This is a genomic window from Thiosulfatihalobacter marinus, assembly GCF_016019955.1.
Classification (GTDB): domain Bacteria; phylum Pseudomonadota; class Alphaproteobacteria; order Rhodobacterales; family Rhodobacteraceae; genus Shimia; species Shimia marinus_A.
Map to the genome: position 1 here is coordinate 71,131 of NZ_JAECRZ010000009.1, position 25,406 is coordinate 96,536.

At 60.2% G+C, this 25,406-nt stretch carries 25 protein-coding genes; 15 read left to right on the plus strand and 10 right to left on the minus strand.

All coding sequences use genetic code 11. The annotated features are described in order from the left end of the window. Positions 1–183: 183 nt before the first annotated feature. Together I3253_RS13895 and I3253_RS13900 are read right to left on the minus strand one after the other, a co-directional pair. Positions 184–1,014 (minus strand): SDR family NAD(P)-dependent oxidoreductase, encoded by an 831-nt coding sequence (locus I3253_RS13895; RefSeq protein ID WP_027264429.1) that lies wholly within the window; start codon positions 1,012–1,014, stop codon positions 184–186. 24 nt (positions 1,015–1,038) lie between these two features. Then, a complete protein-coding gene (locus tag I3253_RS13900; protein ID WP_152467141.1) occupies positions 1,039–2,223 on the minus strand; it encodes a lipid-transfer protein in 1,185 nt (394 codons plus the stop codon). Between the two features lie 253 nt (positions 2,224–2,476). On the opposite strand from I3253_RS13900, the gene I3253_RS13905 reads away from it, so the two are divergent. Beyond that, the gene (locus I3253_RS13905; protein ID WP_043753615.1) at positions 2,477–3,088 is read left to right on the plus strand and encodes an acyltransferase; all 612 of its coding nucleotides are present in this window, start codon (positions 2,477–2,479) and stop codon (positions 3,086–3,088) included. 111 nt (positions 3,089–3,199) lie between these two features. Here I3253_RS13905 and I3253_RS13910 read toward each other — a convergent pair whose 3' ends face one another. Genes I3253_RS13910 through I3253_RS13930 form a run of 5 tightly spaced genes read right to left on the minus strand, consistent with a single transcriptional unit; the run spans position 3,200 to position 9,401 of the window. Next, a complete protein-coding gene (locus I3253_RS13910; RefSeq protein WP_043753618.1) occupies positions 3,200–4,807 on the minus strand; it encodes an acyl-CoA carboxylase subunit beta in 1,608 nt (535 codons plus the stop codon). 2 nt (positions 4,808–4,809) lie between these two features. Next, positions 4,810–5,313: an acetyl-CoA carboxylase biotin carboxyl carrier protein subunit gene (locus I3253_RS13915; protein ID WP_232237131.1), complete on the minus strand. Its 504-nt coding sequence runs from the start codon at positions 5,311–5,313 to the stop codon at positions 4,810–4,812. Beyond that, positions 5,313–6,782 carry an acetyl-CoA carboxylase biotin carboxylase subunit gene (locus I3253_RS13920; protein WP_136340206.1) on the minus strand — a complete coding sequence of 490 codons (1,470 nt, stop codon included), beginning with the start codon at positions 6,780–6,782 and terminating at the stop codon, positions 5,313–5,315. Before I3253_RS13920 ends, I3253_RS13915 begins: the two co-directional genes overlap by 1 nt. Before the next feature lie 12 nt (positions 6,783–6,794). Beyond that, positions 6,795–8,594, minus strand: a complete 1,800-nt coding sequence (locus I3253_RS13925) for an acyclic terpene utilization AtuA family protein (RefSeq protein ID WP_152467139.1) — start codon at positions 8,592–8,594, stop codon at positions 6,795–6,797. Positions 8,595–8,615: 21 nt separating this feature from the next. Beyond that, positions 8,616–9,401, minus strand: coding sequence for an enoyl-CoA hydratase-related protein (locus I3253_RS13930; RefSeq protein WP_043753629.1), 786 nt, complete (start codon positions 9,399–9,401; stop codon positions 8,616–8,618). A 139-nt stretch (positions 9,402–9,540) separates the two neighbouring features. On the opposite strand from I3253_RS13930, the gene I3253_RS13935 reads away from it, so the two are divergent. From I3253_RS13935 to I3253_RS13960, 6 genes are read left to right on the plus strand one after another with little or no spacing between them, the layout of a single operon-like run. Beyond that, complete coding sequence (locus I3253_RS13935; protein WP_152467198.1) at positions 9,541–10,755, plus strand: acyl-CoA dehydrogenase family protein; 1,215 nt, start codon at positions 9,541–9,543, stop codon at positions 10,753–10,755. Positions 10,756–10,768: 13 nt separating this feature from the next. Further along, the gene (locus tag I3253_RS13940) at positions 10,769–11,968 is read left to right on the plus strand and encodes an acyl-CoA dehydrogenase family protein (protein WP_152467138.1); all 1,200 of its coding nucleotides are present in this window, start codon (positions 10,769–10,771) and stop codon (positions 11,966–11,968) included. 9 nt (positions 11,969–11,977) lie between these two features. Beyond that, on the plus strand, positions 11,978–12,832 hold the full coding sequence (locus I3253_RS13945) for an SDR family NAD(P)-dependent oxidoreductase (RefSeq protein ID WP_057796873.1): 855 nt from the start codon (positions 11,978–11,980) through the stop codon (positions 12,830–12,832). After that, positions 12,825–13,628, plus strand: coding sequence for an enoyl-CoA hydratase-related protein (locus I3253_RS13950; RefSeq protein ID WP_152467137.1), 804 nt, complete (start codon positions 12,825–12,827; stop codon positions 13,626–13,628). Before I3253_RS13945 ends, I3253_RS13950 begins: the two co-directional genes overlap by 8 nt. A 12-nt stretch (positions 13,629–13,640) precedes the next feature. Continuing rightward, the gene (locus tag I3253_RS13955) at positions 13,641–14,123 is read left to right on the plus strand and encodes a PaaI family thioesterase (protein WP_027264417.1); all 483 of its coding nucleotides are present in this window, start codon (positions 13,641–13,643) and stop codon (positions 14,121–14,123) included. Then, positions 14,123–14,524 carry a PaaI family thioesterase gene (locus I3253_RS13960; RefSeq protein WP_028093915.1) on the plus strand — a complete coding sequence of 134 codons (402 nt, stop codon included), beginning with the start codon at positions 14,123–14,125 and terminating at the stop codon, positions 14,522–14,524. The genes I3253_RS13955 and I3253_RS13960 overlap by 1 nt, the downstream gene beginning before the upstream one ends. Here the strand turns inward: I3253_RS13960 and I3253_RS13965 are convergent. Next, positions 14,506–15,906 (minus strand): TetR/AcrR family transcriptional regulator, encoded by a 1,401-nt coding sequence (locus tag I3253_RS13965; protein ID WP_269648888.1) that lies wholly within the window; start codon positions 15,904–15,906, stop codon positions 14,506–14,508. The two genes, I3253_RS13960 and I3253_RS13965, sit on opposite strands and share 19 nt — an antisense overlap. Positions 15,907–15,994: 88 nt before the next feature. Between I3253_RS13965 and I3253_RS13970 the strand changes: the two genes are divergently transcribed. The 6 genes from I3253_RS13970 (at position 15,995) to I3253_RS13995 (ending at position 21,652) form a co-directional block, all read left to right on the plus strand. Beyond that, a complete protein-coding gene (locus I3253_RS13970) occupies positions 15,995–16,756 on the plus strand; it encodes a glucose 1-dehydrogenase (RefSeq protein ID WP_152467136.1) in 762 nt (253 codons plus the stop codon). A 115-nt stretch (positions 16,757–16,871) separates the two neighbouring features. Continuing rightward, the gene (locus I3253_RS13975; RefSeq protein ID WP_197918524.1) at positions 16,872–18,809 is read left to right on the plus strand and encodes an AMP-binding protein; all 1,938 of its coding nucleotides are present in this window, start codon (positions 16,872–16,874) and stop codon (positions 18,807–18,809) included. Further along, entirely contained in the window at positions 18,806–19,660 is an 855-nt protein-coding gene (locus I3253_RS13980) for an SDR family oxidoreductase (RefSeq protein WP_152467134.1), read from the plus strand. Before I3253_RS13975 ends, I3253_RS13980 begins: the two co-directional genes overlap by 4 nt. Beyond that, positions 19,644–20,369, plus strand: a complete 726-nt coding sequence (locus I3253_RS13985; protein WP_152467133.1) for a helix-turn-helix domain-containing protein — start codon at positions 19,644–19,646, stop codon at positions 20,367–20,369. The genes I3253_RS13980 and I3253_RS13985 overlap by 17 nt, the downstream gene beginning before the upstream one ends. Positions 20,370–20,390: 21 nt before the next feature. Next, positions 20,391–20,846 (plus strand): PaaI family thioesterase, encoded by a 456-nt coding sequence (locus tag I3253_RS13990; protein WP_152467132.1) that lies wholly within the window; start codon positions 20,391–20,393, stop codon positions 20,844–20,846. A 305-nt stretch (positions 20,847–21,151) separates the two neighbouring features. Next, positions 21,152–21,652, plus strand: a complete 501-nt coding sequence (locus I3253_RS13995; RefSeq protein ID WP_136340201.1) for a DNA-3-methyladenine glycosylase I — start codon at positions 21,152–21,154, stop codon at positions 21,650–21,652. 88 nt (positions 21,653–21,740) lie between these two features. Here I3253_RS13995 and I3253_RS14000 read toward each other — a convergent pair whose 3' ends face one another. Continuing rightward, positions 21,741–22,169, minus strand: coding sequence for a MarR family winged helix-turn-helix transcriptional regulator (locus tag I3253_RS14000; protein WP_232237122.1), 429 nt, complete (start codon positions 22,167–22,169; stop codon positions 21,741–21,743). Positions 22,170–22,267: 98 nt separating this feature from the next. Here I3253_RS14000 and I3253_RS14005 point away from each other — a divergent pair, with 98 nt between their 5' ends. Beyond that, positions 22,268–22,702 carry a DoxX family protein gene (locus I3253_RS14005; protein WP_036051600.1) on the plus strand — a complete coding sequence of 145 codons (435 nt, stop codon included), beginning with the start codon at positions 22,268–22,270 and terminating at the stop codon, positions 22,700–22,702. Continuing rightward, positions 22,699–23,403 (plus strand): glutathione S-transferase family protein, encoded by a 705-nt coding sequence (locus I3253_RS14010; RefSeq protein WP_043753650.1) that lies wholly within the window; start codon positions 22,699–22,701, stop codon positions 23,401–23,403. Before I3253_RS14005 ends, I3253_RS14010 begins: the two co-directional genes overlap by 4 nt. A gap of 461 nt (positions 23,404–23,864) precedes the next feature. Here the strand turns inward: I3253_RS14010 and I3253_RS14015 are convergent, their stop codons facing one another. Further along, positions 23,865–25,385, minus strand: coding sequence for a class I adenylate-forming enzyme family protein (locus tag I3253_RS14015; protein WP_152467131.1), 1,521 nt, complete (start codon positions 25,383–25,385; stop codon positions 23,865–23,867). Between the last annotated feature and the right edge of the window lie 21 nt (positions 25,386–25,406).

The following is a 25,406-nucleotide window of genomic DNA, read 5'->3' on the forward strand; positions in this document are numbered from 1 at the left end:
CATATACTTTCGTATCGCCCCAACGCCTAACTAACGCCTGTTAGGTTAATAACGCAAATGAGTAAATCGTCGTGATCGTGCCAGACTAGAGTTTGCGGAAAATTCCGCATTGGCGACCGCCAAGAGGCCGCCCAGACATTAATGTGCTTGCCCGGACCCCGTCATCGGGTCCGGGCAAATGCCTTAGATCACGAAACCGCCACCGCAGATGACGTGCTGGCCTGAAATGAAGTTCGATTCCGGCGCACAGAACAGATAGACGGCACCGGCAGCTTCTTCCGGAGTGCCGACCCGGCCCAGCGGGATCATGCGCTCCATCTGGGACAGGAGATCGGGATTCACGCCGACCTTGATCTCTTTTTCTTCGACCTTGATCGTGCTGTCGCCATCCGCGCTGCCTTCGGTCAAGCGGGTGCGAATCGGGCCGAAGGCGACGGCGTTGACGTTGACCTTATAGCGGCCCCATTCCTTGGCCATCGTCCGGGTGACCCCTAGGATACCGGCCTTTGCGGCGGAATAGTTGATCTGGCCAGCATTGCCGCCGGTCCCTGCGATGGACGAGATGTTGACCACCTTGCGGAACACCTCTTGCCCGGCGGCGGCCTCTTCCTTGGCCTTGGCGCTGATCACCGGCTGGGCAGCGCGCAGGATCTTGAAAGGTGCCGTCAGGTGGACGTCGATGATCGCCTGCCACTGTTCGTCGGACATCTTCTGAACGACGCTATCCCAAGTGTAGCCTGCGTTGTTCACGATGATGTCTAACCCGCCAAAGCTGTCCACGCCGGTCTTGATGAACCGTTCGGCAAAACCGTCTTCGGTGACGCTGCCGGCACAGACCACGGCCTCAGCTCCCATTGCGCGCACCGCCTCGGCGGTTTCATTGGCCGGATCCGCATCCAGATCGTTGATCACCAGCCGGGCCCCTTCCGAGGCCAGTTTGAGAGCGATTTCGCGGCCAATGCCCCGGCCCGAGCCCGAGACCAGCGCCACGCGCCCGTCGAGTTTTCCAGTCATATTGATTCCTCCCGAAAGGCGCTATCAGGCTTTTTCATAAAGCGTGGTGACGCAGGCCCCGCCGAGGCCCAGATTGTGCTGAAGCGCCAGACGTGCGCCATCAACCTGGCGCGCATCTGCCTGGCCGCGAAGCTGCTGAACGAGCTCGGTACATTGCGCTAGGCCGGTCGCCCCAAGCGGATGGCCTTTGGACAAAAGACCGCCCGACGGGTTGGTCACGTATTTTCCGCCGTAGGTGTTGTCGCCATCATCAACGAATTTCGCCGCTTCGCCGCGACCGCAAAGGCCAAGCGCCTCATAGGTGATAAGCTCGTTGTGGGCGAAACAGTCGTGCAGTTCGACCACATCCACGTCCTCGGGCCCGATGCCCGCGTCCTCGTAAACCTGATCGGCGGCGCGCTTGGCCATCGAAAAGCCGACCACTTCGCGCATGTCATGGGCTTCGAAAGTTTCCGGTCCGTCTGTTGTCATGGCCTGCGCCGCGATCCGAACGGAACTGTCCAATCCGTGCTTGTCGGCGAATTCCTTGGAACAAATGATCGCCGCCGCCGCGCCACAGGTTGGCGGACAGGCCATGAGCTTGGTCATGACGCCGGGCCAGACGACCTGGGCGGCCATGACATCTTCCGCCGTCACCTCCTGCCGGAACAGGGCAACCGGATTCTTCGCAGCATGTCGGCTGGCCTTGGCGCGGATCTTGGCGAAGGTCTCGACGGGTGTGCCGAACTCGTCCATATGCGCCTTGCCCGCACCGCCAAAGTACCGCAGTGCCAGCGGGATTTCGGAACGGCCAACCAGATCGTCGGTTTCACTGTCGAATGCCGCAAACGGGCTGACCCGGTCATGGAACATCGCACCGATTGCGCCGGGCTGCATCTGTTCGAACCCAAGTGCCAGAGCACATTCGACCGCGCCGCTTTCAACTGCCTGCCTGGCCAGGAACAGGGCGGACGATCCGGTCGAGCAGTTGTTGTTCACATTCAGAACCGGGATGCCTGTCATTCCGACATGGTACAGGGCGCGCTGACCGCAGGTGCTGTCGCCATAGACATAGCCAACATAGGCCTGTTGGACTTTATCATAATCCAACCCCGCGTCTGCCAGAGCGGACCGGGTCGCAGCGGTCGCCATCACATCGTAGCTTTCGGATTTTCCCGGCTTCTGGAACGGGACCATCCCAACGCCTGCAACATAGGCTTTGTCTGTCATTTCTCTCTCTCCCAAGTTCGGTCAGGCCACCCTAATCGGTCCGCCAGCCTATTTTCTACCATTTGTTAGATTTTAAATCCCAACCTTGGGAAGTGTCAATATCGCCAAGCTGTGACGTAGGGAGCTTGCGCTATTTTCTAACTTGTGTTTGTTTTCGGGCCACACGCCCTGATCGGCGGCACAATTGAGGGATTCTGGTCCCGGCGCAACCGCTGACAAGCGTTTAGCACTCAGCTTACGAAAGGTGGTCGGAATGGCATACTGTTATGAGTTCAAGGGTTTTATACCCGTCGTGCCCGAGGATACATATGTCCACCCCCAGGCCGTTCTGATCGGAAATGTCATCTTGGGTCATGGATGCTACATCGGCCCCGGAGCAAGCTTGCGGGGCGATTTCGGCAGGATCGTGATCGGGGATGGAGCCAATGTTCAGGACAATTGCATCATCCATTCCTTTCCCGGCCGCGACGCCGTGGTGGAAAGCGACGGCCACATCGGCCATGGCGCGATCCTGCACGGTTGCACAGTGGGCCGGAACGCTCTGGTCGGAATGAATTCCGTCATTATGGATGGTGTAGAGCTTGGGGCGGAATCGATTGTCGGCGCGCAGGCGTTTGTGCGTGGCGAAACCGTGATTCCGCCGCGTTCGATGGTGGTGGGATCGCCGGCAAAGGTGATCCGCGAGGTCAGCGAGAAAGAAATCGCGTGGAAAACGCGCGGCACCGCGGAATACCAGCAACTTGCGCGCGACTGTCTGGCCGGATTGACGCCGGTCGAGCCGCTGAAGGCGGTCGAGGCAAACCGGCCCGGCATGGCGGCCTCTGACGTCGTCTCCATTCAGGAGGCGCGGCGGACATCGTCCTGACCGGTCCGGGAACCGGACCGGTCAGGACTACTTCAGATTCCGAAAGCACCAGATGGAAGCGCCTTGACGCGGAACGGCACTCCCCGACCCGGTGTGCCGTCCCTCAAGCCTTTACAGACGGAAGATCCCGTAGTGCGGATCGTCGATCGGTGCATTGAGCGAGGCAGAAATCGACATGCCAAGCGCGTTGCGTGTGTCCGCCGGATCGAGGATGCCGTCGTCCCACAATTCCGAGGTCGAGGTATAAGCCTCGACATCGCGCTTGTATTTTTCCAGCACCGGTTCGCGGATCGCGGCGATTTCTTCTTCGGTCAGCTCTTTGCCTTCGCGCTGAAGCTGCCGAATCTTGACGTCCGCCATGGTATTTGCGGCCTGATCCGCCCCCATCACGCCGATCTCGGCCTGGGGCCACATGAACAGCGTGCGCGCGTCCCAGGCCCGTCCGCACATCCCGTAGTTGCCGGCCCCGTAAGACGCATTGGCGATCACGGTAAACTTCGGCACGACCGAGCCGCCCTGCGCCATCAGCATCTTGGCGCCATCCTTGGCGATGCCTCGTTCTTCGTATTCGCGGCCCACCATATAGCCGGTGATGTTCTGGAAAAAGACCAGAGGCGTGCGGTTCTGGTTGCACAACTGCATGAAATGCGCTGCCTTGAGCGAACTGTCGTTGAACAGCACCCCGTTGTTGGCAAGGATGCCGACCTTGTAACCCCAGATATGGGCAAAGCCGCAAACCATCGTGGTGCCATAGTCGGGCTGGTATTCGTGAAAGCGCGAGCCATCGACGATCCGCGCCAGAACCTCGCGCATATCAAACTGGGTTTTCCGGTCCTTGGGGATGATCCCATAAAGCTCCTTGGGGTCGTAGTATGGCTCTTCAAAAGCGGCGGTTTCGATGATCGTTTTCGGGGTGCGCATCCATTGGCTGACAATCTCGCGCGCCAGTGAAAAGGCGTGTTGTTCGGTCGCGGCGCGATAGTCGCCGGTGCCCGATACCGAGGTGTGCATGACCGCGCCGCCAAGCTCCTGAACACCGACCTCTTCGCCGGTAGCCGCCTTGACCAGCGGGGGACCGCCAAGGAAAATCGCGCCTGTGCCTTCGATGATGATGTTGTAGTCGCTCAGCGTCGGCACATAGGCACCGCCAGCCGTGCAGTGTCCGCCGACCACGGCAATCTGCGGGATATTGGCCTGGCTCAGCTTGACCTGGTTGCGGAACACCCGCCCGCCCAGATACCGGTCGGGAAACACCCCGTGCTGCAGCGGCAGGAAACCGCCCGCGCTGTCGCAGATATGGATGACCGGCAGACGGTTTTCCAGCGCGACATCCAGAAGACGCACGACCTTTTTCACGGTATGCGGATACCAGGCACCGCCCTTGACGCTGGCATCATTGGCATGAATGGCGACCTCGCGGCCTTGCACGATGCCGATCCCCGTAACCACGCCTGCGCCGGGCACCACCCCGTCATATTCACGACAGGCCGCCAGGGTTGAAAATTCCAAAAACGGAGTGCCGGGGTCCAGCAGCAGTTTCAACCGCTCGCGCACGCCCAGTTTGTTCTGGCGGGCGAGGCGGTCGATATCGCGTTGCGGACGTTCGAAACGCGCCGCGTGCTGGCGAGCGTGGAATTCCTTCAGCCGTTCAGACATGGCGGCGAAATTTGCCTTGTAGTCGGCGGCATTGGTGTCGATCTGACTTTCAATTCTGCGCATGGTCACTCCTCCTCCGGAGCCAATTGGGCCAGGATGTCTTTCAGACCAAAACTGTCGCCTTCGGCGAATGGCATTTCGGCAACGACCCCGTCGCGCGGCGCCGTCAGTGTGGTTTCCAACTTCATGCTTTCGATCACCAGAAGTGGCTGGCCTTCTTCAACCGCATCGCCGGGTTTAACCGCAACTGACACCACGACACCCGGCATGGGCGCCACCAATCGGTCGTCGCTCGCGCCACCGTCGCTTCCGGCCAGGCGTTCGGCGGGATCAACCCGCCCGACTTCGTAGGTTCGCCCGTCCATGTGCACAAAAGTTGCTTCCGGCCCCACGGCCAGTCGCAATTCGCGCACAACACCCTTGGCCCGCAGCTTGTAACCGCCCGGCAGACCCGTCGGATCCAATTGGCAGGCAACAGCGCCAGTGGGGGTGTTGAGCACGAACCGGCTGCCATCATGACCCAGCCAGCAATCAGTCTCTTCTCCGTCGATCTGAAAAATCCGTTGCATCAGTTTCTCCACCCACCCATCTTGCGGTACATTTCCGGTATCTGCATTACGTCACTCACCAGGCGCTCGTCCGATAGGGCCGCCGCCGCTATCAGCAAGTCAGAGACATCTTCGCCCGGCGCGGTTAGCGTTTCGGATTGTTCAGCCAGGAAGCCAGTTGAAACGTCACCAGAGGCGAAATCCGGATGTGCAAGGATTGCATCCAGGTAACCGGTGTTGGTCGTTACCCCGAGAATCACATAGCTTTGCACCGCGCTCCGGGCACGGGCGATGGCCTGCGCGCGATCCGGGCCATGCACGATCAGCTTGGACAACATCGGGTCGAAGTCGGTCGTTACCTTGCCGCCATCCAGAATGCCGCTGTCTACGCGGATCCCCTCGCCCTGGGGTTCGTCCAGCAGCAGGATATTGCCGATCGCGGGGCGAAAATCGGCGGTCGCATCCTCGGCACAGATGCGCAGTTCGATCGAGTGTCCGGTTTGGGGAATATCCGCCTGCACGGCGCTCAGCCCGTCGCCCGCCGCGACACGCAGCTGCTCGGCAACCAGATCAAAGCCGGTTACCATCTCGGTCACCGGATGTTCGACCTGAAGGCGGGTGTTCATTTCCAGGAAATAAAAGGCCCCATCCTGTGCATAGATGAATTCGACAGTCCCTGCCCCGCGGTATTTGACGGCGCGGGCAATTCCGGCAGCGGTCTCGCAGATCTCATCCCGTTGCTCGGGGGTCAGCGCCGGTGACGGCGTTTCCTCGATAATCTTCTGGAACCGGCGCTGGATCGAACATTCACGTTCCCAGAAATGGACCACGTTGCCCTGTCCGTCGCCCATCACCTGCACCTCGATATGGCGCGGGCGTTCGATATAGCGTTCGACGAAAAGCCGCCCGTCGCCGAAATATCGTTCGCCTTCGCGGCGCGCGGTTTCGATTTCGGTCTCCAGCGTGCTGTCCTCGCGTACGACGCGCATGCCCTTGCCGCCACCGCCGGCCGAGGGCTTGATGAGCAGCGGATAGCCAACGGCGCGGGCGCGTTCGACAAAGCTCGCCGGATCATCATCCTCGATGGCCGAGGGGGCGACGGGAAACCCGCGTTCCTCGACGAAGGCGCGGGCGCGGACCTTGTCCCCCATCAGGTCGATGACCTCGGACGTCGGGCCGACAAAGGTCACTCCGGCTTTTTCCAGCGCCGCGACAAAACCGGCATTCTCTGACAGAAAGCCATAGCCGGGATGAACCGCGTCCGCGCCGATCCCTTTGGCGGCTTCGACGATCTGAGGAATATCGAGATAGGCGGCCACGGGCGTCGGGCCGTCGATCATCACGACCTCATCTGCGATCAGATGCGCCGGCCCCTCTTGCTCGGCGACATGACGCAACACGGCAGTCGCAAGCCCGCGGGCCTTAGCGGTGCGCAACACGCGCGCCGCGATCTCGCCCCGATTGGCGACCAGGAGTTTCGAAATGGTCATGGTGTCGTCCTCTTAGTTCCGGGCCGCGGCATTCAGTCCGTCACGTGCGGCCAGATCGGCTGGCACGGGAATTTCGATATCAAGCAGCATCTGCGCGAACCCTTTGCCCTGCGGGTCTATGCGGACCGAGGCGATGCCGCCACCGCCAAGCGATTCATGCAACAGGAAATTCAGCGAATGGCTTCCAGGCAAGTCGAACCGTTCTACCCTGCCGTCGCAGACATGGGCGAAATAGTCCTTCACCACCTCTTCGCTGAGAGCCGAGCGGATATATGGTAGGTAGTCCGGCTTGCGCGCGAGGATGCCGATATTGGCGATGTCCCCCTTGTCGCCCGAGCGGCCCCAGGCCAAATCGACGAGGCGGACCTTGACAACGTCCGGACCGGGCTCGCGGCTATCTGCGGGCGGTGCGGCAGGCGGATCAAGGTGGACTGGCGTAGTGGCCACGCTCACGGGCACATCCTTGCCGTCGACCTCGACCGCGACGGGGGTTTCGGCCTTGCTCTGAAGGAAGGAAAATAGACGGACCACCGGCTGCACCTTTGGCCGTCCGGCGAAGAACCCGGTCAGACCCTGCGCGGTCGAAATCGCCATCGGTGCGATTTCGCCGGCAAAGATGTTCAGCGCGGCGCGATCGTCATGGACCGCGCCGATCTTGAGCACCACCTCGCGGGTCCGGGCGCGCGCATTTGCGCCGTAGGCCGCCTCGGCCCCCAGCACCTCGACGCTGACCTGCCGGAAATCTCCCATGTTGCGGTCGCGGAAAATCCGGCGACAGCGGGTCAGGATCGCCTCGGCCACACGTTCGGCCTTGGCGGGTGCGTCAATCGCGGCCAGTGTCAGGGTAGAGACCGCGCGCCAGCCATCGGCATGGGTCGCCGACACCTTGTAGCTGTCGGTGCGCCCAAGCCCCCTGCCGCCCTTGACCAGCACCCGGTCGGGTCCGACCTGTTCCAGGGTGACCCCGGACCAGTCGCAGATCACGTCGGGCAACAGGTAGGCGCGCGGGTCCCCGATTTCATAGAGCATCTGCTCTCCGACTGACCCGGGCACGACCAGCCCGCCGGTGTCAGGCGTCTTGGTCATGATGAAACTGCCGTCTTCGGACACCTCGACGATGGGCATGCCCATATTGTCCCAACCCGGCACGTCCTGCCAGTCGGTGAAGTTGCCGCCGGTTCCCTGGGGGCCGCATTCGATCAGGTGGCCGGCCAGCGATCCCTGGCTGAGCTTGTCCCAGTCATCGTCGCCCCAACCGTATTCATGCATCAGGGGACCAAGCGCGACCGCGCTGTCGGCGCAGCGTCCGGTGATCACGATGTCGGCCCCGGCATCCAGCGCGGCAGCGATGGGGCGGGCACCCAGATAGGCATTCATGCTCCAGATATCATCTGGAAATGCGACACCCGAGAACATTTCCGTCTGACCGTTTTTGCGAATTTCATCGGCCCTGGGCAACAGGTCATCGCCTAGCACGACTCCGACGGACAGATCGATCCCGGCCTGGGCGGCGGCTTTGGCAAGCGCATCGCTGCAGCCACGCGGGTTCACGCCCCCTGCATTGGCAACGACCTTGATCCCTTTTGCCTTGATATCCGACAACCAGGGTGCCAGCGCCTTGACGAAGTCCGGCGCATAGCCCGACTCGGGCGCTTTGGCGCGGGCCCGCGCCATCAGCGACATTGTCACCTCTGCCAGATAGTCAAACACCAGATAGTCGATCTCGCCCTTTGAGACCAGTTGACCGATCGCTTCCGGCGTATCGCCCCAGAAACCCGACGCGCATCCGATGCGCAGCTTTCGTTCCGACATATTCCTCTCCTCCCCGTTTGATCAGCGGCCCGTCCATTCGGGTTTGCGCTTCTCAATAAAGGCATCAAAGCCTTCGCGCGCGTCTTCGGTCTGCGCCACACGCGGTAACAGTGTTTCTGCAAACCGCATCTGCTGCGGATAGGTCATGTCCTCCATCGCGTGACAGGCGTATTTTCCCAGCCGGATCGCGCTCGGCGACTGCGCGGCGATCTGGGCAACCAGTTCTGCAACCTTGTCGTCCAGCCCCGCGGCATCGGTCACATAGTTGACCAGATTGAACTGCAGGGCTTCCTCGGCCGTCAGAGGAACGCCGGTGATGAACATCTCCATCAGCCTCCGCCGGGGCAGCACGCGCATCATGGGTGGCACGATCGTCATGGGAAACAGACCCACCTTCACTTCCGGCGTTCCGATGCGAGCATGATCCGCCATCACAGCCAGATCGCAGGCACAGATGATGCCCGCTCCTGCCCCCATAGCGACGCCATTGATGCGCGCGATCGTTGGCTTTCGGCACGCCTGTATCGTCTCGAACAACCTTCCGGCAAAATGATCCGGGTCCGCCGGATCCTGAACAAACGGGCCGCCATCCGCCCCCGCCTTGATGTCGCCCCCGGCACAGAAGGCGCGCTCGCCCTCGCCGGTCAGAACGATCACGCGGCAATCGCTGTCCCTCTCGGCAGCACATATGGCGGCCATGATCCCGTCTGCGACCTCACGGTTGAGGGCATTTCGATTGTCAGGACGTCGAATCGTGATACGCACTTCTTTGCCGAGCGCCTGCGATTGAACAACGCTCTCAGTCATTTCCGAAGCTCCCCCCCCCTCTGTATTGCAGGACACCGCGCTTTCTTACGTCAGGTCGTCAAAAGCTTGGCTTGATCTATTTTCTAACATATGTTTGATTTTGGTCAACACGGCGGACGACATTTTTCGGGAGGATGATATGACCACTCAAAGTGAGGCCATCTCGGCTGATCTGGAAGCCATCAGGGCGAACTATTCTTTGACTGATGAGCAACGGCAGATCGTCGATCACGTGGATCGGGTGTCGCGCGAGGTGCTACACCCACTGCAAGCGCGTATGGATGACGAGGAATGGTGGCCCGATGATCTGTTCAAGCAGATGGGCGAGCTGGGCCTGCTGGGGATTACCGCACCCGAAGAGCTTGGCGGATCGGGACAGAACGAGTTCACCCAGGCGCTGGTGTCCGAGGTGATTTCGAAGTGGAATCCGGCTGTGGGCCTCTCACACGGGGCGCATGACAACCTGTGCCTGAATAACCTGCTGCGCAATGGATCCGAAGAGCATGTGAAGAAATACGTGCCGGGCCTTTGCTCGGGCGAGCTGGTTGGTGCTTTGGGCCTGACCGAACCGGGTGCGGGATCCGATGCGCTCGGATCCATGGCCACAACTGCCCGCCGCGACGGTGATGATTATGTCATCAACGGCTCGAAGATTTACATCACCAACGGCCCCATTGCCGATGTGATCCTGCTTTATGCCAAAACCGACAAGTCGAAGGGCGCCAAGGGCATTTCTGCTTTCATCATCGAGACGGACAATCCCGGTTTCAAGGTGGCGCAAAAGCTTGACAAGATGGGCTTTCGCGGCTCGCCAACCGGAGAACTGGTGTTTGAGGATTGCCGCGTACCCGCATCCGCCATGGTTGGACCGGAAAACACCGGCGTTTCGGTGGTAATGAGCGGGTTGGATCTGGAGCGTGCTATGGTTGCCTCAGTCTGCGTTGGCATGGCCGAACGCGCCCTGGAACTAGGGCTGGAATACGCCAAGATTCGCGAACAATTCGGCAAACCGATTGCAAGTTTCCAGATGATGCAGTCGAAACTGGCCGAGATCTACACCGAGGTCGAAACCGCGCGCGCATTCGGTTATCGGGCACTGGCCGCCTGTACGGGCCTACCAAAAGGGGCCGGGGGCCGTGGCGAAATCCACAAACTGACCGCGGCGGCCTGTCTTTACGCAGGCGAGGCATTCAACAAGGCGGTGACCGAAGCCTGTCATATTCATGGTGGCTCTGGCTACATGCAGGACACCGAGATCAACCGGCTGTTCCGCGCCAACAAATTGTTGGAGATCGGCGCGGGAACAAGCGAAGTCCGCAAGATCATCATTGCCGAAGAACTTTTGCGCGCCTGAGGGGGACGAGACAATGAACAAGCAACTGCGCAACGACACCGCTCTGCCAACACATTTCATGACGGACGAACAGCAGGCCCTGGCCGATCAGGCCGGCAAGTTCTTCATGTCCGAATTCCACCATCTGAATGCGGAAATGGACGATACTGATGACCTGCCGTCTTCGGTTTTCCCCAAGCTGGGCGAAATGGGCTACCTGGGACTGAACGTGCCGACGGAATTCGGCGGTGCCGGGCTCGATTTTACCTCGGCCTGTATCATCACCGAGGAAATGTCGCGCGCCTCGGCGGCCATCGGACTGACCCATGTGGCGCACGACAACCTCTGCGTCAATAATATCTATCGCAACGCCAATGACGAGTTGCGCCGAAAATACCTGCCAGGTCTGTGCGACGGCACGCTGGTGGGTGCCCTGGGTCTGACCGAACCCGGCGCGGGGTCTGATGCGCTTGGCTCGATGCGGACCACGGCCAAAAAGGATGGCGACGACTACATCCTGAACGGCGCCAAGATCTACATCACCAATGGGCCGATTGCCGATCTGGTGCTGGTCTATGCCAAGACATCGCCCGAAAAAGGGGCCAAGGGCATTTCCGCCTTTATCGTGGAAACCGACACGCCCGGTTTCAAGGTGGCGCAGAAGCTGAACAAGATGGGATTCCGGGGCTCGCCGACGGGCGAACTGGTATTCGAAGATTGCCGTGTTCCGGCCAGAAACATGGTCGGCAAGCTGGATGGCGGGGTTGCCGTTACCATGTCCGGACTTGATCTGGAACGTGCCATCGTCTGTTTCAACGCTCTGGGCATTGCGCAGCGGGCGCTGGATATTTCCATCGATTACGCCAAGACACGCCAGCAATTCGGCAAACCGATCGCCAGTTTTCAGATGGTTCAGGCGATGCTGGCCGACATGTATACGCAGATCGAGGCCGCGCGGAGCCTGTCCTTGCGCACCGCTGCCATGTGTGAAGGCCTCGAAGAGGGCGAAGGCGGGCGCGGCGAAATACACAAGCTCACCGCTGCGGCGATCTACAAGGCCGCTGAGGCGACATCCTTCGTGCTGGACAAAGCTGTCCAGATTCACGGCGGCTCGGGTTACATGCGTGATACAGAAGTGAACCGGCTATACCGGACCGGTCGCGTGCTTGAGGTCGGCGCAGGCACCCAGGAGGTTCGCAAACTCATCATCTCTGGCGAATTGCTGAAGAACTAGGGGCGGAACATGAGCGAAGCGAAATCAAGGCGTTACGCGTCGGATCTCATGGCGGGTCAAGTTGCCCTGGTCACGGGGTCCGGATCTGGAATGGGCCGGGCGACGGCGATCGAAATGGCCGCTTGCGGGGCAAGGCTTGCGCTGTTCGCGCGCCGCGAAGAGCCGCTGGAAGAGACCGCCGAAATGATCCGGGCGGCGGGGGGCGAGGCCTTTGTCGTGCCCGGAGACACCCGCGACGAAGACAGTATCGAAGCTGCGATGGGGCGGATCAAGGACCACTATGGGCAGTTGGATGTTTTGGTGAACAATGCCGGCGGCCAGTATATCGCGGCCGCCCGCGATATCACCAACAAGGGCTTCGAAGCCGTGATCCGCAACAACCTGATCGGATCTTGGCAGATGACCCGGGCAGCGGCGGATCACTTCATGTACGACAATGGTGGATCGGTTGTGTTTGTCACCGCCATCTCTGCGCGCACCGCGCTTACCGGCTTTACACACACCGTCGCCGCCCGCGCCGGTGTGACGGGCATGATGAAAACGCTGGCCGCCGAATGGGGCGAGTACGGCATCCGGCTGAACTGTGTCGCGCCGGGCACGATCAAGACCGATGCGCTTGGCCGCTATCCGATTCCGCCGGAACAGTGGAAAAAGCTGAACCGCTCGGTGCTAAACCGGATGGGGGCGGCCGAGGACATCGCAGGCACGATCATTTTCCTGGCCTCGAAACTTGGCGGTTTCATCACCGGAGAAGACATTTATGTAGACGGCGGTGAAACCTTGCATATGGGTCATGACGCGCGGGACATGATCAACCCCGCGATGTTCGAGAAACGCGAACGGGGAGATGGCAAGAATGAATAAACAGCCCGTCCTTCTGGAGATTTCCGACAGGATCGCTACGGTTACGCTGAACGACCCCGAGCGGCGCAACCCGGTCACCGGCAACGACATGATCGCTGCCCTTCTGGAGACCTTCGCCAAGGTGCAGGCCGATCCTCAGGTCAGCGTGATGATCCTGACCGGGGCCGACCCGGCCTTTTGTGCAGGCGGGGACATCAAGGAGATGAACGATCCCGACAGCGTGTTCCGCAAGGAGCCGCTGGCGGCGGCGCAGAGTTATGTTGATGGGGTGCAGCGGCTGCCGCTTGCGCTCTACAACATGGATATTCCGACGATCGCCGCAGTCAACGGCCCGGCGGTGGGCGCGGGGTGCGACCTGACCATGATGTGCGACATGCGCATCGCGTCAGAAAAAGCAAGGTTCGGCGAGGTGTTTCTGAATCTCGGAATCATTCCGGGCGATGCGGGCAGCTGGTTCCTGTTGCGTCGTCTGGGCCACCAGAAGGCCGCCGATCTGACCTTCTCGGGGCGCATGGTCGAGGCCAAGGAAGCGCTGGAGCTTGGTATGGTGCTTGAACTTGTGCCTCATGAAAAATTGATGGAACGGGCCCGTGAACGGGCCGCTGTCATCGCCGCGAAACCGCCGCGCGCGGTGCGGGTCGCCAAGCGTCTGATGCGCAATGCCGAACGGATGGACCTGCCGGATTTCCTGAATTCCGCGGCGGCCTATCAGGCGCTCATGCATCAGACCGAAGACCACCACGAGGCGGTTGCTGCGTTCGTCGAAAAACGAAAACCCAATTTCACGGGGCGTTAAAGGAAAGATCGCATGTCAGACATCACCCAAAAGAAGATGGAGCAAATCGCGCAGATGTGGAATGCGCGCGGCAAGGGTCTGATAACGCATATGGCGCTTGAGATCGAAGAGGTCTCGACGGAAGGTGTTCGGGTTCGGATGCCGTTCAATCCGGACTTTTGCGTCGATGCGGAACAATCGCTGCTCCACGGTGGTATCCTGACGGCACTTCTGGACAGTGTCTTTGGACTGGCGAACTTTGTTGCCATCGAAGGCGTCAGTACCATGGCCACTCTTGACCTCAGAGTTGATTACCTGCGCCCGGCCCGTTCGCGCGCGGATGTCATCGTTCAAGCGCATTGTTTTCGCAAGACCCGCCACATCGCCTTCAATTCCGGCAGCGTCTGGTTCGCGGGCCATGAGGATGCTGAAATAGCTAGGGGAACCGCCTCGTTTGCATTGACGCGCGGCGAAACCAGCCTGTTTGACGCAATGACAAAAGGAAAAACCTCGTGATGGACGTGCAAACTGTCAATGCCAATGTATCCCGGGTGCCGTTCTTCCGATTTCTCAACTTTGAGGTCAGAAGTCTAGACAGTCTCCATGCTGAGGCGGAAATGACCTTTGATGACCGCCATATCGGTAACCCGATCATGGAGTACTACCATGGCGGCATAATCGCGAGTTTTATGGAGGCCACTGCCGCCATCGCGGTACAGCCCGATTTCGCCGACGTTCCGGCCAAGCCGATCAACCTGACCGTCGATTACCTCAGACCCGGTGTGAAGGGACCGCTTTTTGCGCGCGCTAACGTCACGCGCAAAGGCAAGCGGATGGCAAGCGTCAGCGTGCTCAGCTGGCAGACGGATCGGGAAAAGGCGGTTGCCGAAGGGCTGTATCACTTCCTTCTGGTCTGACCGGGGCAACCGCTTTCAGGGCTACCTTGTCCTGTGGACGGGGTCGCTTCCCGGTTACAAATGCCTTCCAATAGCAGATTGATGAGCATGCTGGAGAATTCAGGCAGTGATAGATATCCTTCCACTCCTGCCTTGTTCGGGTCGAACCATTCCACCGTCCAGTTTAAGGCACCCAACATCACTTGGCGCAAGGGGACGATCTTGATATCCGACCGTATGGCACCGTCGTCCTGAGCTTCACGGAGTATCCGATCCCAGAGTTTTCCATACTCATGGCGAATACCCCTGTGCCTCTCCCTGAAATGATTGGGGAGCATTCCATAGCTTCTGATATTCGCCGAGGTGAATTCACTTGCCTTGAAGAGGAAATCCAGGTGCGCCCAGATTGCAGTCGCTATCTTGGCGTGATGATCGTACGGGGCATCGAATTTCCGAACGGCGGCTTCGACACCTGATAGCAAGTCCCTCAGTCCGGCGTTTAGAACTTCGTCAACGATCGCTTCTTTGGAGTTGAAATGGTAATAGACGCTGCCCGCTTTCATGTCCGCTTCTTCCGCGATCTTTCTCAGCGTGGTCGCCTTGTAGCCATTGTCCCTCAGAACGCGCGCTGCGGCCTTTAGAATTTCTGCACGGGTCTTAGCCGCCTTGCTGTCGGGATCCGGGGTTTTGGCGGTAGTGGCGGGGCACAGCTTCAAGCCTTCGGTATCCGCCTTGCGATGTGGACACATTCCGTCAAGTATCAGCTTACTCATTCGTTCCGCGAGTATGCGCACCGGATACGAGTCGACATCGTACCATTCTACGGTCCAGTTCATGGCACTCAGGATGAACTGGCGGATCACAGCAGTGGATATGTCGCTTCGAAGGTGGTCGGCGCGTTTGGCGTCATTCAGGAATTTGCCCCAGGCACCCGCATATGATGCACGCAATTCGCGATGCGGGGCGCGTGTTTCGTCCGACAACATCGGATAGTTCCGAATATTGGCTGACGTAAAGTCGCTGTCGGTCAATAGGTAGGCAAGGTGTGTTTCAATCAGCAGTCCGAAAGTCTTGCGAAAATCCTCCGAACTTGTCGGTGCCGACCGAACGATTTCACTGACCGCCTGATATAGTTGACGGACGCCAAGATCGAGAACTTCGCTCAGAATCTGGTCCTTGGATTGAAAATGATAATAAATGCTGCCGGCCTCAATGCCAGCTTCCTGCGCGATGTCGCGCATAGTCGTTGCGTGATAGCCTTCATACCGAAAAAGTCGCGCAGCCGCCGAAAGGATACCCTCACGTGTCCTCTCAGACTTGCTCAAGTCTTCGCTCAGTGTCCTGGGGGGGTCAGTCTTGTGTACCATTTCATTTCGATACTTGCGGGACACGAGACTGTCCATTGCATTAAATCTAACAAATGTTAGAATAATCCAAGGAACGTTCCGAATCAAGTTCTTGACAAAGGTTTATCGGAAGAGGAGGACCTCCATGCGAGGGTTGAGTGGAAAACGGGTCATTGTGACCGGCGGTGGAAGCGGCATTGGCCGCGCAGTTTGCGAACGGTTCGGCGAAGAGGGCGCCGAAGTTGCCGTTTTCGATCTGAACAAGGATGGGGCGGAGGAAACTGTCCGACTGATCACCGAGGCTGGCGGGAAGGCGCAGGCCTTCAAGGTAGATATCACCGACCGTAGTCAAGTCGACACGGCGGTGGCCGAGTTCGAATCCGGCGGCCCGATTGATGTGCTGGTGAACAACGCCGGCTGGGACGTCAGCAGAATGTTTCTCGACACCGATGCCGATCTTTGGAAAAAGGTTATCGACATCAATCTTTACGGCCCGCTCAACATGCATCACGCGGTGCTTCCGGGCATGGTCAAGAGCGGCGGCGGTCGCGTGGTTAACATCGCCTCTGACGCTGGTCGTGTCGGGTCATCCGGCGAGGCGGTTTATTCAGCCTGCAAGGGCGGCATCATTTCGTTCACGAAGACCGTGGCGCGCGAGCTGGCGCGCAAAGGTATACAATTGAATGCGGTCGCCCCGGGACCGACCGACACACCTCTGTTCGCTCAATTTGCCGAGGGCGAGGCAGGTCAAAAGATCGCCGAAGGTCTCAAGCGGGCGATTCCGATGAAGCGCCTGGCGCAGCCGACGGATTACCCTGGCATCATCTGCTTCCTGTCGTCGGACGACGCAGGGTTCATTACCGGCCAGGTGATTTCGGTTTCGGGCGGCTTGTCCATGCACGGTTGAAGCCATGACAGCAGCGCCGGACACCAGGCGTTGCTGCCAAACCGTGCCAAAAGAGTTACCTCCCCGACTGGCCGCGCCTTTTGTGCGGCCCTTTTTCATTCTAGAAAGGTTGCGAATGTTTCAGCCAGGCTCTGACATCCAGCGGACAAGCACTCTGACCGCATTTCTGACGGGCTGCGGCATTGACAGTTACGAGGAACTCGTCCGCCGTTCGAATGAAGACCCAGACTGGTTCTGGGGCCGGATCATTGACCATGCCGGGATACGGTTCGCGCGGCCCTACAGCCGGTTGCGAGATATCTCCGAAGGGCCCGAATCGATCCGGTGGGCCGTCGGGAGTACTTTGAATCTGACGGAAACCTGTCTTGACGCCCGAATTGTCGATGGCTTGGGCGACAAGGTCGCAATCGACTGGGTCGGCGAAGACGGAAGCCGCCGCCGCTGGACCTATTCCGACCTTACCGCCGAAGCCTCCCGCGTTGCCTCGGCCCTTGCCACGCGCGGTGTAAGGCCCGGTCAGGCGGTGGGCATCTATATGCCGATGATCCCCGAAATCGAGGCCGCGCTTCTGGGGATTGCCCGGCTGGGCGCGGTTGCGGTGCCGCTGTTTTCCGGTTTTGCGCCTCATGCCATCGTATCGCGCCTGAACGACGCGGATGCCGTGGCGGTGCTGACAGCGGATGCCACACCCCGGCGAGGCAAGCCGGTCTGGATGGAGGCGAGCCTCGCCCAGGCTTTGACCGACGTGCCATCGGTTCATACCGTGATCAGCCTGCGACGGTTCGGCGGTGCGGTAGCCGATCCCGCCCGCGATCTGGACTGGAGCGAAACCGTGGGCCGCGCCAGTCCGGAGCTTGCCGCCGTTCCGGTCAAGGCCGAAGCCACCTTTCTGATCGCCTATACGTCAGGCACCACCGGACGGCCCAAGGGCGTCGTGCATACCCATCTGGGCGTGCAGGCCAAGGCCACGGCCGATTTCCTGCTTTGCCTCGACATGAAACGGGATGACCGGCACCTCTGGATGACCGACATGGGGTGGGTCATGGGACCGCTTACCCTTTTGTCGGTGCTCTTGTCCGGTTCGACTCTGGTGCTGGCCGAGGGCGCACCATCAATGCCCGGCGATCCCTTCAGGCTGTTGCGTCTTGCGTCCGAGATGGAGGTCACGCATCTCGGCGTGGCCCCGACCCTGGTACGGCAGTTCATGACGCAGGATACTGAATCTTTGTCGGGCTACGACTTGTCGTCCCTGCGCATCGTCGCCTCGACCGGCGAGCCCTGGACCGAGGATGCCTGGCTCTGGCAGCTCGATCATATCTGTCGCCGCCGCGCCGTGCCGCTGAACATCTCGGGCGGGACCGAGCTTTTTGGCGCGATCCTGACCTCGACCGTGCTGCACGAGCTCAAGCCCGGCGGATTTTCGGCCCAGGCCCTGGGTGTCGGGGCCAAGGTTCTGCGCCAGGACGGCAGCGAAGCCGCACCGGGCGAGGTCGGCGAACTGGTCGTGACCCAGCCGCCTCTGGGTCTGACCCCGGCCATCTGGGGGGACCGCGATCGCTACCTTGAAACCTACTGGTCCACCTTCCCCGGCCTCTGGCGGCACGGCGACTGGGTGCGCTGCGATCCGGACGGGACATGGTATATCCTGGGCCGGTCGGACGACACGCTGAACATCGCCGGCAAACGCATCGGCCCGCCCGAGATCGAGGCGGCCCTGACCGAAACCGGAGAGGTGGTGGACGCCGCTGCCATCGCGGCACCTGATGACATCAAGGGCGTGGCCGTCGTCTGCGTCTGCGTGGCGGCCCCAAATGTGTCGCCGGACGCGGAGCTCGTGAACCGGCTCAAGGATCGTGTCGGAGAGATCGTCTCGAAGCCCTTCCGCCCGCGCGAGATCCACTTTGTCGAAGCGCTGCCCAAGACCCGCAGCATGAAAACCATGCGCCGTGTCGTGCGTGCCGCCTTTCTCGGTGAAGATCCGGGCGATCTGTCGTCGATCAGCAACCCGGAAACCATTCAGCCCATCGCAGACCTGCAAAAGGAAAAGTCATGATCACTGTTTTCGGAGCCACGGGCACGACTGGCGCGCCCCTCGTCGATACGCTTCTGGCAAAAGGCGCGTCCGTGCGCGCTGTCACCAGCGCCCCCTCCAAGTTAGATGCGCTAAGGGCCAAAGGATGCGAGGCGGTCGCAGCGGATTTCACGGACCCTGCCGCGCTGGCGCGGGCCTGTGACGGGGCAGAAAAGATATACCTGGTCACGCCTGCCCATCTGAACATGCGCCAGTGGAAGGCGAACGTGATCGAGGCGGCCAAGGCCGCGGGCGTGCGCCATATCGTTGTGGCCACGGGGCTTGGCGCGTCGCCCAAGGCGGGGCTGACCTTTGGAAAGTGGCATTCCGAAACCCAGGAGCTGCTGAAGCAAAGCGGCCTTGACTGGACCTTTGTCCAGCCGACCTATTTCATGCAGAACCTGCTGTGGCAGGCCGGCAACATTGCAAAGGACGCCGTGTACTATGACGATCTGGGCGGCCCCGTGGCCTGGATCGACGCCCGCGACATCGCGGATGTCGCCGCCGAGGCGCTGACCGCTCCGGGTTACGAAGGCAAGGCTCTTGGCCTGACCGGGCCCGAAGCTCTTGCAGGGGATGACATCGCGGCCCTTCTGTCCGGGGTGACGGGACGAACAGTGTCGTGCGTGTCCCTGTCGGCCGAAAATGCCAAGGCGGGCATGGTGGCTGGCGGAATGCAGGACGAGGTCGCCAGAGCCATGGTCGAATTGGCTTCCATCGCGCCCAAGGGCTACCTTGCCGGCATCGAGACCACGGTCAGTGATGTGATGGGACGCCCGGCGCGCCGATTTGCCGATTTCGTCGCCGAGAACCGGGATGCTTTCGTCAAGTAACCTGATGGAGCCGCCGCGTTATCTCGAACTGGCTCCGCCTGAGGAAGCGGCCAAACAGATCGACCATTTGTTCGTGTTCCGCGATACCGGTGTGCTGAGCGGTGGTGGACACGGGCGGTTCGCAACCGACCTCTTTACCCTTTCGGTAACGCGCGACGACAGCGGCGGCGGGCGCGTATCGCTGGCAGAACCGCGCCCCTATTTTTCGCCCCGCCCAAGGCCATTCCTGGGTGTCGTGGCCGGGCTGCGACTGTCGTCACGACCGCAGCGATTTCCCGACTCCAAAGGGCTGGACATGCTGGCCTCAGAACTGGCCCGGGTTCAGAACGGGGACGATGACCTGCCTGCGCTCATCGCGGTGCTTGACGGCCTTGCGAGAGACCTGCGCTTTGCCGCACCAACCGGAGCTTACAGCGACCGGACCAAACGTCGAAAGGTGCGGGCGGAAACCGGCGTGTCGCGGCGGCGGCTTGCGACCTTGCGACGCTTTCGCCGGGCTCTCGGGCAGCTTGCGTCAAAGACCCTGCTGCTGAGCGATCTGGCGCTGGACGCCGGATACTACGATCAATCTCACTTGTCCGCCGCTTGCCGGATCTTCGCCGGCAAACCGCCCGGCGCGTTGCGCGCTCTGTCTATTCCGCGTCGTTTTGACCTTTCGCTACAAGATACGCGCCTCAAAGACCGCCTAAGATTGGTCATTGACGAATGAAATCGAAGAGGAAGACCCGCCATGACACAATTCAAACCGAAAAACCCCGACTATGACGCACGCGTGCGCAACAGTTTCGATCGCCAGAAGGTGATGAACACGTTGGGGATCAGCATTGCCGAGTTGTTACCCGGCCGCATCGTTCTGGAAATGGCACATCAGGTTGCACTGACCCAGCAGCATGGGTTTTTGCATGCCGGAATCCTGTCGACAGCGCTGGACAGCGCCTGCGGATACGCGGCCTTTTCGCTGATGCCAGCGGACGCGGCAGTGTTGACGGCCGAATTCAAGATCAACCTACTCAACCCGGCGGACGGCGAACGGTTTCGCTTCGTCGCTGACGTGGTGAAACCAGGCAGGACGCTGACCATATGCGAGGCGCGTGCCTATGCCGTGAAGAGCCAGGATGAAAAGCTCGTCGCAACGATGACCGGAACGCTCATGGCGCTGATCGGGCGGGCGGGGGTCGCGGACTGAGCGCAACCCGGCCGCAGCACATCCGATCCGGGCGGCCGGGCCGATTATTCAGACAGCTGGATCAGCTGTTCCAGCGGCTCGCGACCTCGGCCAACCGTTTCCCGTAGGCGCGCGCGGTATCCAGATCGCCGCCAGCAGGTTCAGACCTGCCAAGCGGTAATGTTAGCCTTTAGCAGTGCGGTCGCCGATTGTCCCTCGTCAGGGTTTTTCGGAGAGCTGAGACTGTATCGTAACGGAGGATCTGGTTCAGTTTCTGTTCAAGTTTATGCGGCAGCGGCCTGATGCTGCAACCGTAATTGGAACGGATGGACGCCCACGGTGCCGATGGGCTGCCGTCACGCCGGAGTTTCCAGTCAGGGCGGAGCTGGCGCACCATTCCGGCCAAGCGCGAGAACTTTCGTGCTGCCTTCGCCGGGTTCGACTTTCGGGGAGTTGCGAACTTTGACGACAACGATATTAAGCGCCTACTTGCCGATGAAGGAATTGTTCGCTATCGAGGCAAGATCGAAGCCGTGATCAACAACGCTCGCCGTACTTTCGAGGTCGTCCAAGAGGAAGGCTCCTTCGCCGCATTCATCTGGCTATATGAACCTGCCAAGGACGACGCACTGCCACAAATGCGGTCCAAATCACCAGCGTCCGAGACCCTGTCCAAAGACCTACGAAAGCTTGGCTTCAAATTCGTGGGGCCGGCCACCGTATATGCATTCATGCAGGCCATGGGATTTATCAACGATCACGCAGAGGTCTGTTGGATGCGAAAGGACGTCGAAACAGCCCGAAACACCCTTCGCACACCGACATAGGCAACTGTCGGCCAATTAACGTGAAAAAAATTCAGGGCCACTTAGCGTGGAAAGTCACAGACAGGTTTCGCGTCAGTCGACCTAGACTTCAGAGCTTTGAGAGTAGCGAGGCCAATTGAGCGGCGTCTTTGGGTTTCAGCTTTGCGCCGATCCTTTCCGACAGAACCCGTTCATAGATCGGCCACATCGCCCTCCTGACAGATTTACCCTTTTCAGAGATAGAAATGTTTTGACCTCGCCCATCTTCCAAGCAGTCCTGTCGGTTCACCAGCCCTGCTTTCACCATACGGTTCAGCAGCCGCGAGGTACCGTATTGGGGTAACAAAATCCGGTCTTTGAGTTCGAATGGCCGGAGTCCGTCCGGGCCAGCCTTCTCGAGTTCGAGAAGCGCGTCATACCATGCAATTGGCGGGTATCCTGCCGATTTCAGAGACGTTTCGACAGCCTCAAGCAAAACGCGGCTTTTAGTCATGAGGGCTGTCCAGGCGGCCTCAGTAGCATGGTCAATCTCGTTCATATCCAGCACCTATCATGTACATGTAAGTGCATCAACCTTGACATCGCATGTGACGCGCTATATATAGATGCAACTGCATCGACATATGGGATCATATCATGTCACAATCGCACCTCACAGAATTTGGGATATTCCTGCTCCGTATAGCACTCGGGATCATGTTCCTGGCGCACAGCCTGTTTCTCAAGCTCTTCATTTTCACACTTCCCGGAACGGCGCAGTTCTTCATTTCGATCGGGCTGCCCGGCTGGTTTGCTTATATGGTCTTTGCAGTCGAGGCGATTGCCGGTGCCCTTTTGGTCCTCGGCGTACAGGCTCGGTGGGTCGCGTCGGCGACCGTGCCCATCCTGGCCGGTGCGACCTGGGCTCACTCCGGAAACGGCTGGATGTTCGGATACGAGAACGGCGGGTGGGAATACCCGGCCTATCTGACGCTGCTTGCCATCGTGCAAGGGCTTCTGGGCGACGGCCGTTTCGCCCTCAGCCCTTCCTTCGCGCCCGGTAACGTGCAGATGGCGGGAGAGACAACATGAGCCTCCACCTCATTAGCCATGCGCTCTGCCCATATGTGCAGCGCGCGGCGATCTCGCTCACTGAGAAAGGTGTCACGTTCGAGAGAACTGACATCGATCTTTCGAACAAGCCCGACTGGTTTCTTGCCATATCTCCGCTGGGCAAGACGCCTGTCCTGGTTGTGGACGGGACGCCGATTTTCGAATCTGCGGTTATCCTCGAATATCTTGAGGATACACAACCCCACGCGCTTCATCCGCACGACGCTCTCGATCGCGCCCGCCACCGTGCCTGGATTGAATTTGGATCTGCTGTCTTGAACGACATTGCGGGGTTCTACTCGGCGCCGAACGAGAAAGCGTTGGAAGAAAAAGTGGCGGCGCTCCGCGCAAAGTTCCTTCGGCTGGACGCGGAGCTTGGGGAGGGACCATGGTTCGATGGCCACCGGTTCAGCCTCGTCGATGTCGTATTCGGCCCGGTCTTCCGCTATTTCGACGTTTTTGACACCATCGGAGAGTTTGGCGTCTTCACAGGGCTTGCCCGTGTAAGGGCCTGGCGACATGAACTGGAGCGTCGGGTTTCTGTGAAGAATGCCGTCAGTGAAGATTACCCGACCCTTCTGCGTGACTTCATCAGACGGCGCAATTCTTACCTGTCCCAGATCATGCAGACAGGAGGGCCGAAGAAGACAGTTACACAGGTGCGATCGGCTGACCGCTGATCACTTGATATCGTTTTGTCGGGCCGCAGTACAGAACCGGACGTTTGAGGTCGCTTGGCGAATGTCCGCTTTGTCCCGCACATCGGATAGTCGCCGACTTTCCCTTGAAGGCCCGCAGCAGCCCCAACCGGCAATTGCCGGCAGTCCATGCCCGTCGGTGCGATGCGCCGGGTTACTGCTGCCCCCACAGCGCAACCGGGAACAAACCACCGATCGCACTGATGAATGGCTCAGGGATCTACGAATCCTCCTGAGCTCAAACACCCGGAAAACCCTAGCCGTGTAGTCCGACAGAGGGCTGCGCTTCAATCGCGGGTCAATCTATCCCAGATGGTGGATCACTTTCAGGGGGTTACTCCAAAGGGCGGGGATAAGAAGCTCGTGGCAACGAGGATAAGAACGCTTTTATCGCTATTGGGGCGAACTGGCGTGGCTGGCTGACGATCGGGTCAGAGCGAAAATTAATCTGCGAGCCGGGCTTCGAGGATATGCCGCTGGATCTTGCCGCTGGTCGATCTGGGAAAATCCTCGAACGCGATGAAGCGAATTTCGCGTGGTCGCTTATAGCCAGCGAGGCTTTCGCGGCACAAGTTCAGCAGCGCCTCGGCATCCGGCCCGTCATCGTCACAGGCGACAAAGGCCACCGGGCTTTCCCCCCATTTCGCGTCGAAGGCCCTTACCACGGCGGCATCGATCACATCGGGATGAGAAAGAAGCACACGTTCGATTTCCGCCGGATAGACGTTTTCACCTCCGGTCTTGATCAGGTATTTCGCCCGATCCACAAAGTCGACGGTGCCGTCCGCATTGCGCCGGAACAGATCGCCCATGTGGAAAAAGCCGTTGCGAAAGTCACGGGCATTGGTGTCGTCGGCGTTCCAGTACCCGGAAAACAGCGTCGGACCCCGAAGCGCCATTTCGCCCGGCGTTCCATCGGGGACTTCGCGGTCGTCGGGATCGACCAGCCGCACCTCGCAAAAGGCGCTGATGCGCTTGGACAGCCGGTCCGGGGTCACACCCGGCGCGATCAGATCGGCGGTTCCCGGCGGCAGGCCGGTTTCGGTCGCCCCGAAGGAATTCAGATAGGGCGTGTCCAGAAGACCGGTCAGTTCCGCGATCTGATGCGGCGGCACCAGATCAGCCATTGCGCCGCAAACCTTGATCCCCTTCAGCGGCAAAGGGTTGGCGTGCCGTTCGTTAATAAAAGCCTCCAGTGCCCCGGGCATCATCACGAACCAGCCGATCCTGTGGCGTGACAGCGCCTCGTTGATGACGGCGGGCTGCAGCCCGTCCACCATCACCACGGTCCCGCCCCGCAGGATCGTTGCCAGCGCATGATCGGTGGAGGCCATGTGGAACATCGGCGCCCAGGCGATGAACCCGTCGCCGGGATCCAGCGCCAGCTGGGCCGCAAAAACCATGGATCGGGCGATATGCGCGCGGTGGCTGATATGCGCCCCCTTGGGCAGGCCCGTGGTCCCCGAGGTATAGAGGATCGTCAGACCGGCCTCGGGGTCGTCAACCATGGTTCCGGTGCGCGGGTCCGGCTCGACCCCGGCAATGGCCGTTTCCAGGTCTGGCCCGACGGTTAGACAGGGTGTCGACGCGACGGCGCGGTAAGCTTCTGAAAGTTCCGGTTCGACAACCGCGAGAACCGGCTCGACCAGATCGATGCAGTGCCGCAGTTCATCGGGGGCAAGCCGCCAGTTCAGACAGGCGACGATCGCGCCGATTCCCGCTGCTGCAAGTTCGACCTCCAGGTATTCTGAGCGGTTATGCGACAGGATCGCGATCCTGTCTCCGGGCGCCACGCCTCGTGCCAGAAATACAGCCGCCAGACGATCGACCCGCTCCAGCAGTTCTGCATAGGTCAGTTTTCTGCTGCCGTCCTCGATGGCGAGGGCGCGGGCGCAGTCATGTGCGCGGGTTCGAAAGATCGAATACAGATCAGCGCGCCCCGCGCGGATGACGTCGGTCAGCATAGTTTCCCCCTTGCCCGAGCC

Excerpts from the sequence above, each read along its gene's own strand:
- I3253_RS13935 (WP_152467198.1), top strand. The coding sequence starts at position 9,541 with ATGACCACTCAAAGTGAGGCCATCTCGGCTGATCTGGAAGCCATCAGG.
- I3253_RS13945 (WP_057796873.1), top strand. The coding sequence starts at position 11,978 with ATGAGCGAAGCGAAATCAAGGCGTTACGCGTCGGATCTCATGGCGGGT.
- I3253_RS13965 (WP_269648888.1), bottom strand. The coding sequence starts at position 15,906 with ATGGACAGTCTCGTGTCCCGCAAGTATCGAAATGAAATGGTACACAAG.
- I3253_RS14015 (WP_152467131.1), bottom strand. The coding sequence starts at position 25,385 with ATGCTGACCGACGTCATCCGCGCGGGGCGCGCTGATCTGTATTCGATC.
- I3253_RS13970 (WP_152467136.1), top strand. The coding sequence starts at position 15,995 with ATGCGAGGGTTGAGTGGAAAACGGGTCATTGTGACCGGCGGTGGAAGC.
- I3253_RS13995 (WP_136340201.1), top strand. The coding sequence starts at position 21,152 with ATGGACGCCCACGGTGCCGATGGGCTGCCGTCACGCCGGAGTTTCCAG.
- I3253_RS14010 (WP_043753650.1), top strand. The coding sequence starts at position 22,699 with ATGAGCCTCCACCTCATTAGCCATGCGCTCTGCCCATATGTGCAGCGC.
- I3253_RS13975 (WP_197918524.1), top strand. The coding sequence starts at position 16,872 with ATGTTTCAGCCAGGCTCTGACATCCAGCGGACAAGCACTCTGACCGCA.
- I3253_RS13990 (WP_152467132.1), top strand. The coding sequence starts at position 20,391 with ATGACACAATTCAAACCGAAAAACCCCGACTATGACGCACGCGTGCGC.
- I3253_RS13925 (WP_152467139.1), bottom strand. The coding sequence starts at position 8,594 with ATGTCGGAACGAAAGCTGCGCATCGGATGCGCGTCGGGTTTCTGGGGC.
- I3253_RS13930 (WP_043753629.1), bottom strand. The coding sequence starts at position 9,401 with ATGACTGAGAGCGTTGTTCAATCGCAGGCGCTCGGCAAAGAAGTGCGT.
- I3253_RS13900 (WP_152467141.1), bottom strand. The coding sequence starts at position 2,223 with ATGACAGACAAAGCCTATGTTGCAGGCGTTGGGATGGTCCCGTTCCAG.
- I3253_RS13905 (WP_043753615.1), top strand. The coding sequence starts at position 2,477 with ATGGCATACTGTTATGAGTTCAAGGGTTTTATACCCGTCGTGCCCGAG.
- I3253_RS13955 (WP_027264417.1), top strand. The coding sequence starts at position 13,641 with ATGTCAGACATCACCCAAAAGAAGATGGAGCAAATCGCGCAGATGTGG.
- I3253_RS13960 (WP_028093915.1), top strand. The coding sequence starts at position 14,123 with ATGGACGTGCAAACTGTCAATGCCAATGTATCCCGGGTGCCGTTCTTC.
- I3253_RS14005 (WP_036051600.1), top strand. The coding sequence starts at position 22,268 with ATGTCACAATCGCACCTCACAGAATTTGGGATATTCCTGCTCCGTATA.
- I3253_RS13895 (WP_027264429.1), bottom strand. The coding sequence starts at position 1,014 with ATGACTGGAAAACTCGACGGGCGCGTGGCGCTGGTCTCGGGCTCGGGC.
- I3253_RS13940 (WP_152467138.1), top strand. The coding sequence starts at position 10,769 with ATGAACAAGCAACTGCGCAACGACACCGCTCTGCCAACACATTTCATG.
- I3253_RS13920 (WP_136340206.1), bottom strand. The coding sequence starts at position 6,782 with ATGACCATTTCGAAACTCCTGGTCGCCAATCGGGGCGAGATCGCGGCG.
- I3253_RS13915 (WP_232237131.1), bottom strand. The coding sequence starts at position 5,313 with ATGCAACGGATTTTTCAGATCGACGGAGAAGAGACTGATTGCTGGCTG.
- I3253_RS13910 (WP_043753618.1), bottom strand. The coding sequence starts at position 4,807 with ATGCGCAGAATTGAAAGTCAGATCGACACCAATGCCGCCGACTACAAG.
- I3253_RS13980 (WP_152467134.1), top strand. The coding sequence starts at position 18,806 with ATGATCACTGTTTTCGGAGCCACGGGCACGACTGGCGCGCCCCTCGTC.
- I3253_RS13985 (WP_152467133.1), top strand. The coding sequence starts at position 19,644 with ATGCTTTCGTCAAGTAACCTGATGGAGCCGCCGCGTTATCTCGAACTG.
- I3253_RS14000 (WP_232237122.1), bottom strand. The coding sequence starts at position 22,169 with ATGAACGAGATTGACCATGCTACTGAGGCCGCCTGGACAGCCCTCATG.
- I3253_RS13950 (WP_152467137.1), top strand. The coding sequence starts at position 12,825 with ATGAATAAACAGCCCGTCCTTCTGGAGATTTCCGACAGGATCGCTACG.